This is a genomic window from Pseudoscardovia suis, from assembly GCF_002797875.1.
GTDB lineage: Bacteria > Actinomycetota > Actinomycetes > Actinomycetales > Bifidobacteriaceae > Pseudoscardovia > Pseudoscardovia suis.
The window spans coordinates 41,529-59,712 of sequence record NZ_PGFC01000003.1 but is presented as its reverse complement, the minus strand read 5'-3'; the positions used below and the strand labels follow the sequence as shown (position 1 = coordinate 59,712).

Genomic DNA, 18,184 nt, shown 5'->3' with positions numbered 1-18,184 from the left:
CCCATGGCTGACATCGCAAACAATTCGTTCGTGAACCTTCACGTGCACACGCACTACTCCATCCTTGATGGTGCAGCGCGTATCAATGAGCTTGTCGATTACGTGAAGGAATTGGGGCAGCCTGCGGTCGCCATCACCGACCACGGCAACATGCACGGGGCATACGAGTTGTGGAGCACCGCCGTTAAGAAAGGCATCAAGCCCATCATCGGCATAGAGGCGTATGTGACGCCGGAGACCGCGCGCCAAGACCGCACGCGCGTCCATTGGGGCACGGAAGCCCAGCGGTCCGATGATGTGTCCGGTGGCGGCGCCATCACGCACATGACGATGTGGGCCGAGAACGACGAAGGCCTCGTCAACCTCATGAAGGCTTCCTCTGTCGCCAATCTCGAAGGTCTGTTTGGCAAATGGCCCCGAATGGATAAGGAAGTGCTCAACACCTATCACAAAGGCATCATCGCGACGACGGGATGCCCATCGGGCATTGTGCAGACAAGGCTGCGCTTGGGGCAGTTCGACGAAGCGCTTCGCGCCGCAGGGGAATACCAGGACATCTTCGGCAAAGACAACTACTACGTCGAGCTCATGGACCACGGCTTAGGGATCGAACGCCGCGTGCGCAAGGAATTGGTGGAAATCGCGCACAAGATCGGCGCTCCGCTCGTCGTGACGAACGATTCCCATTATGTGACGCCGGAAGGCGCGGTGGCGCAGGACGACATGCTGTGCATCAACTCCGGCTCCCACAAAGACGATCCGAACCGTTTCAAGTTCGACGGCACCGGCTATTACGTCCGCTCCGCCCAGGAGATGCGCGAACTGTTCAAGGAATTCCCCGAGGGCTGCGACAACACGTTGGAAATCGCCGAGCGGTGCAACGTCATATTCGACGACCATGAGGACGGCGCGTTCATGCCGGAGTTCGACTGCCCCGAGGGGTGGGATGCCACGTCGCTGTTCCTCAAGAAAGTGGACGACGGCCTGCGCGTGCGCTACCCGGACGGCGTGCCCGAGGAGGTGGCCCGCCAAGCGGACTACGAATGCGGCGTCATCTGTCAGATGCAGTTCTGCGGTTACTTCCTCGTCGTCGCCGATTACATCAATTGGGCGAAGACGCATGGTGTCATGGTCGGTCCTGGCCGTGGTTCCGCGGCAGGTTCCATGGTGTCCTACGCGATGGGCATCACCGAGCTCGACCCGCTCAAGCATGGACTCATCTTCGAACGCTTCCTCAATCCGGAGCGCGTGAGCCTGCCTGATATCGATGTTGACTTCGACCCCAGCGGCCGTGCCCGCGTGCTCGACTACGTGGCGAACAAGTACGGTCATGACAAGGTGGCGCAGTGCGTCGTCTACGGCACCATCAAGACGAAGCAGGCCATCAAGGATGCCGCGCGCATCATGGGCTACGACTACAACGTGGGCGATCAGCTGTGCAAGGCGCTGCCGCCGGCCCAAGGTGGCAAGGACATCTCCCTCAAGGATGCATTCGATCCGGAAGCGAAGCGGTACTCCGAGGCGGGCGAGTTCCGTGATCTTGTCGAATCCAGCCCTGACAACAAGCGCATCTACGACGAGGCCTGTGGCATCGAAGGCTTGATCCGTCAGACGGGTGTGCATGCGTGCGCCACGATCATGGGTTCCAAGCCCATCACCGATACGTCCCCGCTCATGAAGCGTACCGATGGCACGATCACCACGACCTTCGAATACCATACGTGTGAAACGCTCGGCTTGGTCAAGATGGACTTCTTGGGCTTGGCCAACCTTACGGTCATGCGAGACACGCTCGAAAACATCGAGTCGAACCAGCACAAGCACATCGAGCTGGGACAGATTCCCCTCGATGACAAGGAAACCTACCAGTTGCTGTCGCGTGGTGACACCCTTGGCGTCTTCCAGCTCGATTCCGACGGCATGCGTGGCCTGCTGCGCCAGCTCAAGCCGGATAACTTCAACGATATCTCCGCACTTATCGCGCTATACCGACCCGGCCCGATGGATATGAACTCCCATATCAACTACGCCAAGCGTAAGAACGGCTTGCAAGAAATCACGCCTATTCACCCCGAGGTGGATGAGCCGTTGCGCGGCGTGCTCGGTGAGACCTACGGTCTCATCGTCTACCAGGAGCAGGTGCAGTCCGCAGCTCGAATCCTCGCCGGCTATTCGCTGGGTCGCGCAGATGTGCTGCGCCGCGCCATGGGCAAGAAGAAGCCCGAGGTGTTGGCCAAGGAACAAGGCCCGTTCTTCCAAGGAATGATGGACCATGGCTATAGCCGAGAGGCTGCCCAGGCTGTGTGGGATGTGTTCCTGCCATTCGCTGGATATGCGTTCAACAAGGCGCATTCCGCTGCGTACGGTTTGATTTCGTACTGGACCGCATACCTCAAGACGCATTACCCCGTCGAATTCATGGCGGCGTTGCTCCAGAACGAAATATCAAACAAAGACAAGACCGCGCTGTATTTGGCGGAGGCGCGTCGCATGGGCATCAAAGTGCTTCAGCCGGACATTAACGAATCCGTCGCCAAGTATTCCGCTGTCGGCGACGTCGTCCGCTTCGGCATGGGCGCCATTCGCAACGTGGGCGAGAAAGTTGTCGAAGAAATCGTCAAAGAACGCAACGAGCACGGCAAGTACGAGAGCTTCCTCAACTTTGTCAAGCGCGTGCCGGTCACTGTGCTCAACAAGCGCACCGTTGACTCCCTCATTAAGGCGGGAACTTTCGATTCCATTGACCCCAATCGCCATGCGCTGTGCACGATCAGCGAGACGGCAATCGACCAGACCGTGCCGCTCAAGCGCAAGGAGGCACAAGGCGTCTTCGATTTGTTCTCCGTTATGTGCTCGGATGAGGACGAGTCGGATGCGCTCGGCGACGCGGAAATCTCCGTGCCCGATATCCCTGATTGGGACAAGAAGACGCGGCTCGAGTTCGAACGCGAAATGCTCGGGCTGTATGTCTCCGACCATCCGCTCAACGGTATGGCTTCCGTGCTTAGCGAACTGAGCGATATGTCCATCGCCAAGGCGATTGACCTAGGTCATTCGCTGGGGGAGGACAACGCGAACTCCGTGCAGGTCACGCTCGCCGGTCTCATCACCCAGGTCCAGCGCAAAATCTCCAAGAAGGGACGCGCGTGGGCGATCATCACCGTCGAGGATCTCAACAGTTCCATTCACTGCTTGCTCTTCGGCAATACGTACCAGCAATTCCAGGAGATGCTTCACCAAGACAACATCGTCAAGGTGCGCGGCAACCTTGATGTGCGCGAGGACGAGGTGCAGCTACGCGTCAACACGGTGGATGTCGTGCATGTGGACGCGTCCGGCAACGAGCCGCTCGAACTGCTGGTCGACGCGCGCCAATGCACTCTGTCGAGGCTTGATGCGCTCAAATCTATCTTCAACCGTTATCACGGTCTGTGCGAGGTGAGACTGCGCATCAGTGACAATGACCGAGTTTTCCAGATTGCGTGTGGCGATGAATACCGCGTTTCGCGCGACCCATCGATGTTCGGTGAGCTCAAGGCGCTGTTCGGTCCTTCCTGCCTTGGGTGATGTGATGCCTGCACCTGCCACGGATGCGCTCCCTTGCAACAACCGGGCTGCAGCGGGGTTGAACCGGGCGGTGCTTTGAACTGGGGCGCTGCTTGGAACCAAGGCGAAGCTTTGGGCTCGGGCGGGGCTTTGAGGTAGGGTAGGGCACTATGAGCAGCAACGAATACGGCAGCGAATACGACGAAGGCTTCGATAACGCCGATATCCTGCGGATGCACCGGCATAATGAGCGCCGGTTCAAGGTGTTCCGCACGGCCATCGTCGTCATCACGACGGTGATTGTTGTCGTGGTCGCAGGCGTGGCGTTCCGTAACTGGCGAGGCGGAAGCGGCACGAACCAGGCGCAGCTGTATGCCCAGAACGTTGAGAAGGTCTCGCAGGCTCGGGCGGATATGAGCAGTGCCCTCAACGGTTCGGAAAAACCCGTGGAGTTGCTGACCAAATATATTTCCAACTCCGAAAGCGTCGACGATTTGGTGAAGCTGCGCACCCAATCGCAGCGTCTGCTCGACGATGTGCCTTCGTACTACACCTCCGAACCCCATACGCAAAGTCAGTACGTTCAGGCCAACTCCGACCTTGAAACCTACAGCAACCGTCTGGTGAACCTCACGTCGCAAATAACCGAGTCTCTCAAGACAGCAGGTCAGGGCAACGTGGAGAGCGGCGTGAATACAGCGATGAGCGCCCTCAATGCCCAGGTGACCGCGGCGACGACGTTGATGAGCACATACACCGGTCAGACCGCCGCATCTCAGGCCACGATCACCGAAGGCTATCTCGCCGGCCTCAACAAGGCGATGGGGCAGGCGCAAGCGGATCTCAGCGCCTACAAGGAGGACGATCCGCCGTATCAGCTGCTCGAATACCAGCAGACTTTCGAAACAGACACGAGTGACCTATCGGGCGCGGTGGATAGCATGCGCAAGGCATTCACTGGCTCGCAGTCTGCCGGAGGGGTCGCAGGCAACGCGCAGCTTGCCGTCAGCAACAAGCAGGTTCCGTCCGGATTGCGCCACACGTGGGAGGTCGCGGGCGATGAATCCATCACAGTGACATTCACCGCCACGACGATGGACATCAAGGACGGTTCGCAGACGTCGTCCACCGCTAAATCAACGTCGACCACCGCAAAGTCCGTGCATGCCGATTACGCCTTGGCGCCTGGGCAGCGTACTGACTTCGGAGGCACTCCCATCGCGGCATGGACGCTCACCGGCGTGGGGTCCGACAAGATAGACGACACGACCATCGTCCTCTACCAAATCGGTGATGGTGCCGATGGCAGCAGCGTGTTCCTCGGCCTGTACCAAAACGGCGCCAGCTGGAAACTGACGACATCCGATTCCACGACTGCGCTCATCAACAAGTACTGAGGCCCGCGCCGAGACGGCTGAACGCTGAGAGCGCTGTACAGTGAGAGCGCTAAACAGTGGAGGCACTAAACAGTGAAAGCGCCGTACAGTGAAAGCATCGCGCGCTGAGTCAACCGAGCGCTGAGTCAACCGAGCGCTGAAGGCGCCGGACACCGGTCATGGAACAGGTCATGGCACCGGTCATGGCACCCATGCGGCGCCTGCACGCAGGGCATGTCATACAACCATGTCCGCAGTGCGTGCATTGCGACGTATGTGTCTGCTTTCGACCTTATACTCGGTTCTATGACTACACCGGAAGAAATCACCATCAGGACCATTGATCTGCGCGGGCAGAAGCTTTCTCGTGCGGAACTTCTCAAGGCCATGCCGCGCGCCGCAATGGGCGTGGGCGAGGCAACGGAGCTCGTCAAGCCGATTCTGGCCGACGTGCAGGAGCGTGGTGCGGCAGCACTGCGTGATTTCGCTGAGAAGTTCGACCATGTGCGTCCTAAGAACCTGAGGGTGCCCAAGGAAGCCATGACGAAGGCCTTGGAGGAGCTTGACCCGCGTGTGCGTGCGGCGATCGAGGAATCCGTGCGTCGTTGCCGTGCAGTGAGCGCATCCCAAGTGCCCAAGGACTTCCACACTGACCTGGGTCCCGGCGCCCGTGTTGCAGAGCGCTGGATTCCGGTGCAGCGCGTCGGTCTGTATGTGCCCGGCGGCAAGGCCGTCTATCCTTCCTCCGTTATCATGAACACCGTGCCTGCGCAGGCGGCTGGCGTTGAGTCCCTCGCCATCGCGACGCCTCCGAGCAAGACGGATCCCGATGGCCTGCCGAGCAAGTCCATCCTCGCTACGTGCGCCATCCTCGGCGTCGATGAGGTCTATGCGGTCGGCGGCGCTCAGGCAATCGCAATGTTCGCTTTCGGCGCCAAGGGCTCCGAGCCCCAGGACGGAGAGATCCTGTGCGAACCGGTTGACAAGATCACCGGCCCGGGTAACATCTTCGTTGCAACCGCCAAGCATCTCGTGGCTGGCAGCGTCGGCATCGATGCCGAGGCAGGCCCCACCGAAATCGCCATCCTGGCGGATTCCACCGCAGACCCGCGTTTCGTCGCAGCCGACCTTATCGGCCAGGCCGAACACGATGAGCTTGCAGGCTCCGTGCTGATTACCGATTCCGAGGAACTTGCCGACGCCGTGCGCAAGCAGCTGCAGCAGCGCGTGCCGCGCACCGAGCACGCCGAGCGCATCCAGAAGTCGCTGTCGGGTTCCCAGTCCGGCGTGATTCTCACGTCTGATCTTGACCAGTCGATCGATGTGGCCAACGCCTACGCTGCCGAACACTTGGAGGTGCAGACCGCCGATCCGGATGCTACGATTGCGCGCATCCACAACGCGGGCGCCATCTTCCGCGGCCCGTTCTCCCCGGTGCCGCTGGGCGATTACATGTCTGGCTCCAACCACGTGCTGCCGACCGGCGGCACCGCGCGTTACGCATCCGGCTTGGGCGTGCACACGTTCATGAAGCCCGTCGAGGTCATCGAATACGACGAGACCGGTCTCAAGGAGCTCGCCGCCCGCATCAACGACTTCGCCGTGCAGGAGGATCTGCCCGGTCACGGCGAATGCGTGCTCACGCGCTTCGTCAAGGACCCCTATGACAAGGCGACCCTGGAGCAGCAGGAAGAAGAGGCGGGTCTGCGATGAGCATCCCTTCGAACCTTCCGCTGCGCAACGACCTTGCTGGCGAAGAACCCTACGGCGCTCCGCAGCTTGACGTGCCGGTGTGCCTGAACGTCAACGAAAACCCGTATCCGCCAAGCCCGGCAGTCGTCGAATCCATCGTCGAACGGGTGCGTCAGATTGCCCCGACGCTGAACCGTTACCCCGATCGCGAGCATATGGAACTGCGCCGTGCGTTGGCACACTACCTGTCGAAGGAATCGTTTGTCGACCTCGAGCCCGAGCAGCTGTGGGCGGCGAACGGCTCCAACGAAATCATGCTGCAGGTGTTCCAGGCATTCGGTGGTCCCGGTCGCACCGCTTTGGGATTCGCACCGACCTATTCGATGTATCCCGAGTATGCGCGTGACACATTCACCGCATGGGAAACAGTGCCCCGCAAGTCTGATTTCACTCTTGACGTGGATGCGGCGGTCAAGGCGATCGCTGAGGTGAAGCCGTCGATCGTGCTCCTGACCAGCCCCAACAACCCCACTGGCACGCCTGCTTCCATCGAAGAGGTCGAAGCGCTTCTCGCGGCCTGCGAGAAGGCAGATGTGGAAGGTGCCCCGCAGGGTGCTCATCCGCTTCTCGTGGTGGACGAAGCCTACATTGAGTTCCGTCGTCCGGGCAAGCCCAGCGCCACGACGCTCATCGACAAGCACCCTAATCTTGCCGTGAGCCGCACCATGTCGAAGGCGTTCGCCTATGCCGGTGCGCGCGTGGGTTACATCGCCGCGCAGACGGGAGTCATCGATTCCCTGCGCATCGTGCGCATGCCCTATCACCTGAGCGCCGTTACACAGGCCGTCGCCCTTGCTGCCCTCGACCATACCGACGAGCAGCTCGCCCAGGTCGGTCATCTGCGTCAGACGCGTGACGACTTGGTGCAGTGGCTGCGCGCTCAGACATACAAGGGCACTCCTCTCACCGTTGCCGACACGGATTCGAACTTCGTGTTCTTCGGAGTGTTCGACGATCGTGATTTCATCTTCAATCGTCTGCTCGACCGTGGCGTGCTCATCCGCGACGTTGGCCCCGACGGGTGGCTTCGCGTGTGCATGGGCACCGATGAGGAGATCGCTGAGTTCAAGAAGGCATTTGTGGAGGTATTGCGTCTGGCGGAGCAGCGTTAGGGCATCAGCCCTAACACGCCCGCCGGCGTGCGCCGCCCGTAGCCGCAGCGCCTTGGCATCGCCGCACAGCAACGCTGCACAATCGCGCAATCGCAGCAGGCATAACGAAGGCATAGACAGCAAGAAAGAAGCATCCGCACATGGCACGCACCGCGACCATCACTCGCACGACCAGCGAGTCCAGCATCGAACTGAGCCTCAATCTCGACGGCACGGGCAAAACCGATATCGAGACCACCGTTCCGTTTTACAATCACATGCTCACGGCATTGGGCAAGCATTCCCTGATTGACCTGACGGTTTCGGCGCGTGGCGACACCGATATCGATGTCCACCACACCGTCGAGGACACGGCAATCGTGTTCGGCGAGGCATTGAAGCAGGCACTGGGCGACAAGGCCGGCATCACGCGTTTCGCAGACGCCACGGTTCCGTTGGACGAGGCCTTGGCAAAGTGCGTCATCGACATCTCCGGACGTCCCTACTGCGTGTGCTCGGGCGAGCCCGAAGGTTTCGAATTCTGCATGATCGGCGGTCACTTCACCGGCTCCTTGGTGCGCCACGTGATGGAATCCATCGCTTTGCACGCTGGCATCTGCATGCACATGCAGGTGCTCGCCGGGCGTGATCCGCATCATATCGCCGAAGCCGAGTTCAAGGCGCTTGCACGTGCGCTGCGTTACGCTGTCGCGCCAGATCCGCGCATCGCCGGACTCATTCCCAGCACGAAGGGCACGCTATGACGCAGTCGAACGGAGGCAATTCCGACGCCAACGGTTCGGACGGCTTGTCGGATGACGACATCGAGGCCGCTCTCGCAGGTTTCGAACAGGATTTCAACGATAATGACGATCCTACGATTGCCCAGATGAACGAAGCCTTGCAGCGCAACGAAAACAAGGCTGCCTCCGCGTCGTCGTCCATCCCGTCGGATGCCGCGACTTCCCCCGACGGCGTCGCTGACGGCAGTCGAACGGACGATTCCGTCGCATCCACCGATGAATCCCTGACGGAATCTTCAGACCACTCCCTAGAGGATTTTCCAGAGGAATCACTGGAGGAATCTTCGGAAGAATCGTCGCAGTCCGCTGACGGGTTCTCCGATGATGATTTCGAAAGCGACCTCGCCGATATGTCCGACATGGAGTCGGCGCTCCAGCAACTGCTGGGCGAGAAGGCAAGCAGTGCCATGCTGCTCACTCGGGTGAGGGACGTGGATGTGCTTGCCGCTTTCGCTGCGATCTGTGACATCGACGCTTATTGCATCGCTGACAAGACCGGCGCCATCGCCATACTCAAGGATCTTGACGGACGCCATCCCGAGGACGCCGCGCAGGCGCTCACCAAGCTGGTCAACGGCATGAGCGTGGTGCTCGTCGTCAACCGCGCGGGGCACATCGAAGCCCATCAGTGGGTCAACGCCACCCAAGGGGAGTCCTTCCCGCCGCCCATCGTGTTCATGAACTCTCCGGCGCTTGTCGAAGACGTGATGGTCGGTCAGGCTGATGTCAATGACGTCGTCGCCAGCGGTGACTTCACGGTCATCGACACGAAGGACCTCAACAAAGCGAAGTCGTTCCACATACTGCAGAATTTCGCCGACCGCATCAACAAGCGTCAACATCGTCGCTTCGGATTCGGCTTGCGCCGTCGTTTCCCCAAGAATTCACCGGAGGATGACGCCGCCGGCGATTCTCGCAATGGAGACGGTGTGGATGACGACGCCAGCGATGACTGAGGCCTAGGCATCGGGCACGGGGTCCGCAGCTTGGAGTTGCGTGGCAAGGGATTTCTGACAGGGGAATTCATCGCCGGCAATTCCCGATGTGTGAATTGCGCGGCAGATGGATTTCCGGTGCACGAATTCATTGACACACGAATCTGTTGACACATGAATCCGTTACAGTGTTAATCAGTTGCCTGCGTCCGACGCCGGCAGGATTCCCATGAAGGAGGATCATGACCTCGATCGTTGTGTTTGATTACGGTTTTGGCAACGTGCGTTCCATGGTGCGTGCAGTGGCGAACCTGGGCGTGGATGTGGAACTGACATCCGATGTGGACAAGGCCATGGCCGCCGACGGTGTCGTCGTGCCTGGCGTGGGCGCTTTCGCCGCGTGTGTCGAAGGGCTGCGCCGCGCCGGTGGCGACGACATGGTCTACGACAGATTGCGGGAGCGCAAGCCTGTGCTCGGTGTGTGCGTCGGACTGCAGGTCATGTTCGACACCGGTTACGAAGGGGGAGTGCCGGCGGAAGGACTTGGAGTACTCGGCGGGTCGGTCCGCCAGCTCAAGGCACCCGTTGTGCCGCAGATGGGATGGAACACCGTGGATGCCGCCGCTGGTTCCACGCTTCTCAAAGGAGTGGAGCGCGAACGCTTCTACTTCGTCCATTCGTATTGCGTCAGCGACCCGACGCCTGAAGGCAGGGTGCAGGGGCTGTTTGAGCCCGATGACGAATTCAAGGTGACATGGTGTGACTATGGTTCTTCGCGTTTCGCCGCAGCGGTGGAACGCGGACCGCTGTCCATCACGCAATTCCATCCGGAGAAGTCCGCACAGGCCGGCGCCACGCTGTTGCGCAACTGGGTGGATTCCTTCGCGACCGCGCGTTGATGCGCCGCATAAAGCTGCAATGAAGGGCTGTCGAAAGCCGCAAAAGAAAGGATTGACATGATCACGTTGCTTCCCGCTGTGGATGTGCGCTACGGAAAGGCCGTGCGCCTGCGTCAGGGAGAATCCGGCTCCGAAACGGACTACGGCAGCCCGCTCGAAGCCGCCCAGACCTGGGTTGACGAAGGTGCGGAATGGATTCACCTCGTCGATCTTGACGCGGCGTTCGGCACAGGCAATAACCGTGACCAGCTGGGGCAGATTGTCGCCACGCTCGGCAGCAAGGTCAAGATCGAACTGTCGGGCGGAATCCGCGATGACGATTCGCTCAATGCTGCGCTTGAGGCAGGCGCCGCGCGCGTCAACATCGGCACGGCTGCGCTCGAGAACCCCGAATGGACCGCACAGGCCATTGCACAATGGGGCGATCGCGTGGCAGTGGGCCTCGACGTGAGGGGCCACACGCTTGCCGCCCGTGGCTGGACGAAGGAAGGCGGTGACCTCTTCGAGACGATCGACATGCTCAACAAGGCCGGTTGCTCCCGCTACGTGGTGACCGACGTGTCCCGTGATGGCATGATGAGCGGCCCCAACTGCGACCTGCTGCGCGAAGTCGCAGAACGCACGGATGCGAAGGTCACCGCATCGGGCGGCATCTCCAGCCTCGAGGACATCCGCAACATCGCCGCGATCGGCGGCAACGTCGACGCTGCGATCCTGGGCAAGTCGCTGTACGCGAAGGCCTTCACGCTGCCGCAGGCCCTGGAAGTCGCCCGCGCCTGACCCCAGGGCGCTTCCCGGGCGTTCGCGCGCGGCGCATAGCGCAACAATGTGAAGCCACGCTCACCGAATGTTAAAGCGCCCGCAACATTAGCGGAGGAAAATAGGCTTTATGAATAAACAGCAAGAGTTCGTCATGCGCACCGTGGAGGAGCGAGACGTCCACTTCATCCGTCTGTGGTTCACCGATGTGCTCGGACAGCTGAAGTCCGTCGCCATCGCACCTGCGGAACTCGAATCGGCCTTCGAAGAAGGATTGGGCTTCGATGGTTCTGCGGTGGAAGGACTGACGCGCGTGTCGGAGGACGACATGATCGCCAAACCCGATCCCGCGACCTTCCAGATTCTGCCGTGGCGCGGCGGCCCCCAGGGCACGGCACGCATGTTCTGCGATGTGCTCACGCCCGAAGGCTCGCCATCGCTCGGCGACCCCCGTTACGTGCTCAAGCGCACGCTCGGCAAGGCAAAAGAAAAGGGCTTCACGTTCTACACGCATCCGGAGATTGAGTTCTACCTGTTTGAAAAGCAGGATGATTTCTCCGTGCCGCCCACGCCCATCGATCAGGGAAGCTATTTCGACCATGTGCCGCGCAGCCCTGGCATGGACTTCCGTCGCGCGACGGTGAACCTTCTCGAGCAAATGGGCATCTCCGTCGAATACTCCCACCATGAGGCCGGTCCCGGACAGAACGAAATCGACCTGCGTTACGCCGATGCATTGGCTACCGCCGACAACATCATGACGTTCCGTACCGTCGTCAAGGAGATTTCGCTGGAACGCGGAATCAGCGCGTCGTTCATGCCCAAGCCGATGACCGACCAGCCGGGTTCGGGCATGCACACGCACATGTCGCTGTTCGAAGGCGACGAGAACGCCTTCTACGAAGCCGGTCAGGAATTCAACATGTCCCAGACCGCGCGCCAGTTCGCTGCCGGCATCCTGTATCATGCCGCGGAGATCACCGCAGTGTGCGACCAGTACGTCAATTCGTACAAGCGTCTGTGGGGCGGGGCAGAGGCTCCTAGCTACATCTGCTGGGGTCACAACAACCGTTCCGCATTGCTGCGCATTCCGCAGTACAAGCCCGGCAAAGGCAATTCGTCCCGCATGGAGTACCGTGCGCTCGACCCTGTCGCCAACCCCTACCTTGCGTATTCGCTGCTGCTGGCTTCCGGTCTCGACGGCATCGACAAGAAAATGGAGTTGGGCGACCCCACGAGCGATGACGTGTGGGAGCTCACGGACGCGGAGCGTCAGGCGATGGGCATCCAGCCGTTGCCGGATTCCCTCGACACCGCTTTGAAGGTCATGGAAAAGTCCGATTTCGTAGCTGACGTGCTCGGCGAGCATGTGTTCGAGTACTTCCTGCGCAACAAGCGTCAGGAATGGAACGAATACAGGCTCCAGGTCACGCCGTACGAACTCAAGAAGTACCTGCCCAGGCTGTGACGTCTTTGCAAGAAAAGCCAGCCAGACAACACGACGGGCAGGATGCGCCGAACACCTTCGACCGCATCTATGCCGTCGTCAGGCAGATTCCGCGGGGGAGGGTCGCCACCTATGGGCAGGTGGCGGCCCTCGCCGGCAATCCCCGGTGGAGCCGGGTCGTCGGCTACGCGTTGCATGTGAATCCCGATCCGGCGCACATACCCTGCTACAGGGTCGTCAATCGCTTCGGGCGTGTGTCGGATGCCTTCGCTTTCGGTGGTGGCAACCGGCAGATTGAATTGTTGGAAGCCGAAGGAGTGCCCTGCCATGATGGGGTGGTGGACTTGGGCACGTACCAATGGCAGGCATGACTGGGCGGCTAGCGTGTTCGTTCGGCTAGTGTGATCGGTCGGATGGCGCGAGTGATTGCCGGCATGATTGAAGTCTGATACAATCACCGCAAACGGACTCACGGGGTATGGGTCTGGGCGTTTGCCGTGCATTGCAGGGGATAGAGGTAGTGCGTGGCCAAAGGAGGAGATAACCGTATGTATCGCAATGCTGAGCGTTCGCTCACCGCACTTCACAAGGCGTTCGAATCGCTGTTGCTCAGCAAACCCGTCAACCGCATTTCCGTCACGGATGTCGCGACGAAGGCCAATCTGACTCGCAACACGTTCTATTCCTACTATTCGTCAATCGACGACCTCACGCAATCGTTCTTCCGCCGGGAACACAAACTCATCGATCTCATAGAGACGCGTCATCTGGTGTTTGACGCGCGGCATCCGGCGGGACTCGTGGCTGCGTGCGCCGAATACATATTCGCCAACAGGGAGCCGTATGCGACGCTGCTTGACAGATACCGCAATTCTCCCAACTACCAATGGCTGATCTCCACCAAGATTCGCAATGTCTATGACGTGCTCGTCGAGCGCATGGCGCAGCAAAAAATCAAGGTGGAGGAATGTGACAAGCGGTTCGTGTCATTCACCGTGGTTGTTGGATATTCGCTGATGTACCAGTTGGTGACAGGCGGGCTTGACGTATCGCAGGAGCAGTTGACGAAATCCTATCTGGGCATCGTGCAGCCGTATTGCGCCATGCTTACCCAAGAAGCGGCATCGCTCAAGGACATCGATCCGCTCATCATGCTGGTGTGTGACATCGACGTCGCCAGGAAGATGGCGACGGACACCATGGCGACGGACGCAGTGACGGCGGACGCGATGGCAACGAACACGATGGCGACGGATGCAGGGCTTGCAAATCCCGCATCCATTGCCACGATTCACGACGTGAAGGACGGCTCGGCAGCGGCATAGGCGCGCCATGCATGCGCACTGTCATGCATGTGCACTGTCACGGTGCATTAATAATCACGGTGCATTAATCGCAGTGCGAATAACACATGCGACCGCCAGTGCACCGACCGTCAGTGCACCGGCAGCAGCCGTCACGCCGTCGCAGCCTTCTTGAGCCTTTTGATGCTCACCGGTTGTGCGGTGCCCAGCTCCTGTGCCCACAACGACACGAGGAATTCCTCATACATCCACCGCACGTGTTCGGCACGGTCATACGCGGCATCTCTGGCGGCTCCCGCAGGCATGGCATCCGCAGCCTTGGCGCAGGACGCCACGATGTCGTGCGCCTCTTGCGCCTGCCACGCCCATGCCACGTCACGGTCCTTGTTGGCCTTCGCCTTGTCCAACCGGTATTCATCCGCATGCAAATAGCGTTCGATGCCGCCCAACGCATACGGCGGGGCGGCCGCGACGAAACCGTCGAAGACAAGGGACGCCACATGGTCGCGAATCCATTGCAACGTGGCAAGCAACGGGAGGGACGCAGGGCCAGAAACAGCCTTGTCAACCTGCGCTTGGCGCTTGACGATGGCAATCACATCATGCGCCACCGCATACACGGTGTCCTCATACACATCCGTCACGGATTGCACGGCATCGGCGAGCTGGGCATCGTCCTTGCAGTCGGCGACATTCGGCAGCAGACGCTTGACGGCAGCCATCTGGATGTCCTCGACAAGGGCTGCCGTGGACTTGTAAGGCGCCGCGGCAAGCATGAGCGCTTCGCCGCCCAGCCATCGCGACGACACCCGTTCGCTCGGCAGGCGCACAGCGTCGAGCGCCGCCTCCCAGAGCATTTGCCTGCGGGGCTTCATGGTGGCGCCCGCTTTGTGAAGAAGGTTCGCCTTCTCGACCACCAAGCCGCTGTCGCCGGCCTGGGACGCCTGCTTGGTGATGGAGGCGCGCGCCGATTCCACGGCTTCGCGCTCGAATCTCTTTTGCAACTCGACCAGGCTCTTCGATGTGCCGAGCACTTTCGGCGCATGGCGTTTGCCGCCACCATGGCGATGACGCCCGCCTCCACGGGGCGCATCCGCTTCCACGCTGAACGTGAGGCGCAGATGGCGGGGCATGCGTTCCCAGCGTTCCGTGGTCCACACCTGAGGGTGCAGTTGCGCGCCGACCACCGCAATGGCAGCCTGCGTGAACGCTTTCTCAAACGAGGGGACCGCGCTCGCGGCATCCAGCGCGTCGCCATCATGCGGTGTCACGGAACCAGGCAGCACCGGATACGTGATATCCAGCCATGCCCGGATCTTGGCGGCGGTGTCAGGCGCGGGCACGAATTGAACGCGCAACGCCTTGGGAAGCGACTTGATCGTCGCCACGATCAGATCTTCAAGGAATCCCGGGACGGTCCATGTGAACTGCTCAGGATTGAGACGGGACAGCATGCTCAGCGGAATGTGCACCGTGATGCCATCGGCTTCGGAATGCGGATCGTAAACATATGACAGCGGCAGGCGTATCTCACGCCCATCCGTGCCCCGCGTCGACCACTGGTCGGGATAATCATCGAGATCCGTGTCATCGGAATCCGCCAAGCGACGCACCTTCGACGCATCGAAATCCAGCAGATGAGGGTTGTCGTCATGATGTTTGCGCCACCATGATCCCAATGCCGCCACGCTCGTCGCCTCGGCAGGCAGCACGGAGTCGTAGAACTCCACCAAGTCCTCGTCATCCACGGCGTCGACGACACGTCGCGTGCGGTTCGTTTCTTCATCGGCGGCGCTCACCACCTGCCGGTTGCGCTCAATGAATGAGTCGAACGGGAAGCGTTCGTGAATATCACCTTCCACCAATCCCTGGCGGATGAGGAACATGCGTGCCTGAGCCGGGTTGATGCGCGCCCATTGCACGGTGCGTCCCTGCACGATCGGCAGACCGTAGAGCAGAACCGTGCTGGACGCCACGGCGGCCCCTGCCGAACCGGACCAATGCGGCTCGGCGTAGGTGGTGCGCGCCAAATCGCCCGCCAAAGACTCGGCCCACGTCGGATCAATCGCCGCCGCGGAACGCGCCCACAGGCGGCTGGTCTCCACAAGCTCGCCCGCCATCACCCACGAAGGCGTGGACTTCGCGACAGCACTCGCGGGGAAAAGCCCGAAATGCACGCCGCGCGCGCCTTGGTAATCATTCTTGGAAGCCTTCGCCGCTTTCTTCATCGCGCGGGCGCGTGCCGCTCCATGCAAGCCGGCGAATTGCGACGCCTTGGGATCGCGCACGACCTGCATGCCGATGTTGGACAGCAATCCGGGAAGCATGGATCGGTGGATGCTGTCGCCATCCCATGAGCAGGCGAGGCTGTGGGCGCCTTGCTGATCCATCGGCAGCCGGGTGACAGAGGCATCGGGACGTTCGGCGGGCGTGGGGTCTCCCACCGTGAAATGCAACTGCGCACACATCTGGCGCAGCTGGGAATACAGGTCATGCCATTGGCGCATGCGCAGATAGTTCATGAACTCGGCCTTGCACCGGCGACGCAACGCGGAATTCGACGGCTCGCCTCCCGCTTGCCAGAACGAATCCCAGATGTTGAGGGCGGTGAGGAAGTCCGAGGTGGCATCCGCATAACGGTTATGGATGCGATCGGCTTCATCACGCTTGTCCTCGGGGCGTTCACGGGGGTCTTGCAGGCTCATGAACGCGACGATCACCAGCACATCCGCCAGCACGTCCGCGGTGGCGTGGCGCGCCGCTTCGATGACCATGCGGCCGAGCCGCACATCCACGGGAAGCCGGGACAGTTGGCGGCCGATTGCGGTGAGCCGCACGTCGCTGCCGCGCGAGGAGCCCGTGTCGCCGCCGCCATGGCCGTTGCGGGTGCGTCGATGGCCGCGACTGATGGCCCCCAGCTCCGTCAATTCATTGAAACCATCCGACACAGCCTTCATGTCGGGAGGGTCGATGAATCCGAAATCCGTCACATCCCGTGCCGTGGACGCCACGCCGACGGCGAGCATCTGCAACACAACCGCGCCCAGCGACGTGCGCAGAATCTCAGGGTCGGTGAAACGAGGCCGTGTCTCGTAATCGTCATGCGCATACAGGCGGATCGCAATGCCGTCCGCCACACGTCCGCATCGGCCGGCGCGTTGGTCGGCGCTTGCCTGCGAAATCGGTTCGATGGGCAGGCGCTGCACTTTCGCGGTTTTCGAATACCGTGAAATGCGCGCCAGACCGGGATCCACCACGTAGCGGATCGACGGCACAGTGAGCGACGTCTCCGCAACATTCGTGGCGAGGATGATGCGCTGATGCGCATGTGCCTCGAACACGCGATGCTGTTCCTTGGCGGACAACCGTGCGAAAAGCGGCACGATCTCCAATGCGTCCGGTCTCCGCATGTCGCTGGCGCGCGGGCCGAAATGCCGGCGCAGCGCGGTTTCATAATCGCGAATGTCGCGCTCGCCGGCCGCAAACACAAGGATGTCCCTGGGGCCGGTCACATGCGTGGACCGAATCACCAGTTCCGCGCAGGCGCGTGCGACGGCGGTGGGCACATCCATGTCGGTGTCGTCCCAATCGTCAGGGTCGTCCGGATTGCGGACGGCATCCTGAAACCCCGGCACGCTGCGCATGAGCGCAGGCGGCGCACCCAAGGGTTCGTAGACGATTTGCACCGGGTACGTCCTGCCGGAGACCTCGATGACGGGGACATCATGGTGCAACGCTTGCGAAAAATGCTTGCGGAATTTCTCCGAATCGATGGTGGCGGACGTGATGATGAGCTTCAGGTCGCGGCGTCGGGGGAGGAGCGCTGTGAGATATCCCAGCAGGAAGTCGATGTTGAGGCTGCGTTCGTGCGCCTCGTCGATCATGATTGTGTCATACGCCGACAGTTCGGGGTCGCGCTGGATTTGCGCGAGCAGAATGCCGTCCGTCGCCACCACAAGGCGCGTGGCGGGTGAGCTTTCGTCGGTGAAGCGCACACGGAAGCCGATCTGATCGCCCAATCGCGTGCCGGTCTCTTGCGCGATGCGCTCCGCCACCGTGCGGGCGGCGATACGCCGCGGTTGCGTGAGCATGATCTTGCGGCCATGCGTGCCACGGCCTTCTTCCAACAGAATCTTGGGGATCTGTGTGGTCTTGCCGGAGCCGGTCTGGCCGGAGACAATGACGACCTGCGACGAGCGCACGGCGCGGGCAATGGAATCTCGGGCTTCGCTGACGGGAAGCTCGGCAGGGTATTCGAATCGCATCATGGGC

Annotated in this window: 12 protein-coding genes; 11 read left to right on the top strand and 1 reads right to left on the bottom strand. The window is 60.9% G+C overall.

Annotation, left to right across the window (positions count from 1 at the left end):
* The first annotated feature begins 3 nt into the window (after positions 1–3).
* From dnaE to CLV65_RS04495, 11 genes are all read left to right on the top strand, one after another.
* Entirely contained in the window at positions 4–3,567 is a 3,564-nt protein-coding gene (gene dnaE, locus CLV65_RS04545) for a DNA polymerase III subunit alpha (protein ID WP_094690943.1), read from the top strand.
* 149 nt (positions 3,568–3,716) lie between these two features.
* Positions 3,717–4,943, top strand: coding sequence for a hypothetical protein (locus CLV65_RS04540; RefSeq protein ID WP_094690778.1), 1,227 nt, complete (start codon positions 3,717–3,719; stop codon positions 4,941–4,943).
* A gap of 285 nt (positions 4,944–5,228) precedes the next feature.
* Positions 5,229–6,635, top strand: coding sequence for a histidinol dehydrogenase (hisD, locus tag CLV65_RS04535; RefSeq protein ID WP_094690942.1), 1,407 nt, complete (start codon positions 5,229–5,231; stop codon positions 6,633–6,635).
* On the top strand, positions 6,632–7,786 hold the full coding sequence (locus tag CLV65_RS04530) for a histidinol-phosphate transaminase (RefSeq protein ID WP_094690777.1): 1,155 nt from the start codon (positions 6,632–6,634) through the stop codon (positions 7,784–7,786). Before hisD ends, CLV65_RS04530 begins: the two co-directional genes overlap by 4 nt.
* Before the next feature lie 140 nt (positions 7,787–7,926).
* The gene (hisB, locus tag CLV65_RS04525; RefSeq protein WP_094690776.1) at positions 7,927–8,529 is read left to right on the top strand and encodes an imidazoleglycerol-phosphate dehydratase HisB; all 603 of its coding nucleotides are present in this window, start codon (positions 7,927–7,929) and stop codon (positions 8,527–8,529) included.
* Positions 8,526–9,524 (top strand): hypothetical protein, encoded by a 999-nt coding sequence (locus CLV65_RS04520; protein ID WP_094690775.1) that lies wholly within the window; start codon positions 8,526–8,528, stop codon positions 9,522–9,524. The genes hisB and CLV65_RS04520 overlap by 4 nt, the downstream gene beginning before the upstream one ends.
* 221 nt (positions 9,525–9,745) lie before the next feature.
* On the top strand, positions 9,746–10,402 hold the full coding sequence (gene hisH, locus CLV65_RS04515) for an imidazole glycerol phosphate synthase subunit HisH (protein ID WP_094690774.1): 657 nt from the start codon (positions 9,746–9,748) through the stop codon (positions 10,400–10,402).
* A 57-nt stretch (positions 10,403–10,459) separates the two neighbouring features.
* Positions 10,460–11,182, top strand: coding sequence for a bifunctional 1-(5-phosphoribosyl)-5-((5-phosphoribosylamino)methylideneamino)imidazole-4-carboxamide isomerase/phosphoribosylanthranilate isomerase PriA (priA, locus tag CLV65_RS04510; RefSeq protein WP_094690773.1), 723 nt, complete (start codon positions 10,460–10,462; stop codon positions 11,180–11,182).
* A 109-nt stretch (positions 11,183–11,291) separates the two neighbouring features.
* Positions 11,292–12,629, top strand: a complete 1,338-nt coding sequence (gene glnA / locus CLV65_RS04505; RefSeq protein WP_094690772.1) for a type I glutamate--ammonia ligase — start codon at positions 11,292–11,294, stop codon at positions 12,627–12,629.
* A complete protein-coding gene (locus CLV65_RS04500; protein ID WP_244569095.1) occupies positions 12,626–12,979 on the top strand; it encodes an MGMT family protein in 354 nt (117 codons plus the stop codon). The genes glnA and CLV65_RS04500 overlap by 4 nt, the downstream gene beginning before the upstream one ends.
* 177 nt (positions 12,980–13,156) lie before the next feature.
* Positions 13,157–13,933, top strand: a complete 777-nt coding sequence (locus CLV65_RS04495; RefSeq protein WP_094690770.1) for a TetR/AcrR family transcriptional regulator — start codon at positions 13,157–13,159, stop codon at positions 13,931–13,933.
* Positions 13,934–14,064: 131 nt separating this feature from the next.
* Here CLV65_RS04495 and hrpA read toward each other — a convergent pair whose 3' ends face one another.
* On the bottom strand, positions 14,065–18,177 hold the full coding sequence (gene hrpA, locus CLV65_RS04490) for an ATP-dependent RNA helicase HrpA (RefSeq protein ID WP_094690941.1): 4,113 nt from the start codon (positions 18,175–18,177) through the stop codon (positions 14,065–14,067).
* Between the last annotated feature and the right edge of the window lie 7 nt (positions 18,178–18,184).

Excerpts from the sequence above, each read along its gene's own strand:
- dnaE (WP_094690943.1), top strand. The coding sequence starts at position 4 with ATGGCTGACATCGCAAACAATTCGTTCGTGAACCTTCACGTGCACACG.
- CLV65_RS04540 (WP_094690778.1), top strand. The coding sequence starts at position 3,717 with ATGAGCAGCAACGAATACGGCAGCGAATACGACGAAGGCTTCGATAAC.
- hisD (WP_094690942.1), top strand. The coding sequence starts at position 5,229 with ATGACTACACCGGAAGAAATCACCATCAGGACCATTGATCTGCGCGGG.
- CLV65_RS04530 (WP_094690777.1), top strand. The coding sequence starts at position 6,632 with ATGAGCATCCCTTCGAACCTTCCGCTGCGCAACGACCTTGCTGGCGAA.
- hisB (WP_094690776.1), top strand. The coding sequence starts at position 7,927 with ATGGCACGCACCGCGACCATCACTCGCACGACCAGCGAGTCCAGCATC.
- CLV65_RS04520 (WP_094690775.1), top strand. The coding sequence starts at position 8,526 with ATGACGCAGTCGAACGGAGGCAATTCCGACGCCAACGGTTCGGACGGC.
- hisH (WP_094690774.1), top strand. The coding sequence starts at position 9,746 with ATGACCTCGATCGTTGTGTTTGATTACGGTTTTGGCAACGTGCGTTCC.
- priA (WP_094690773.1), top strand. The coding sequence starts at position 10,460 with ATGATCACGTTGCTTCCCGCTGTGGATGTGCGCTACGGAAAGGCCGTG.
- glnA (WP_094690772.1), top strand. The coding sequence starts at position 11,292 with ATGAATAAACAGCAAGAGTTCGTCATGCGCACCGTGGAGGAGCGAGAC.
- CLV65_RS04495 (WP_094690770.1), top strand. The coding sequence starts at position 13,157 with ATGTATCGCAATGCTGAGCGTTCGCTCACCGCACTTCACAAGGCGTTC.
- hrpA (WP_094690941.1), bottom strand. The coding sequence starts at position 18,177 with ATGCGATTCGAATACCCTGCCGAGCTTCCCGTCAGCGAAGCCCGAGAT.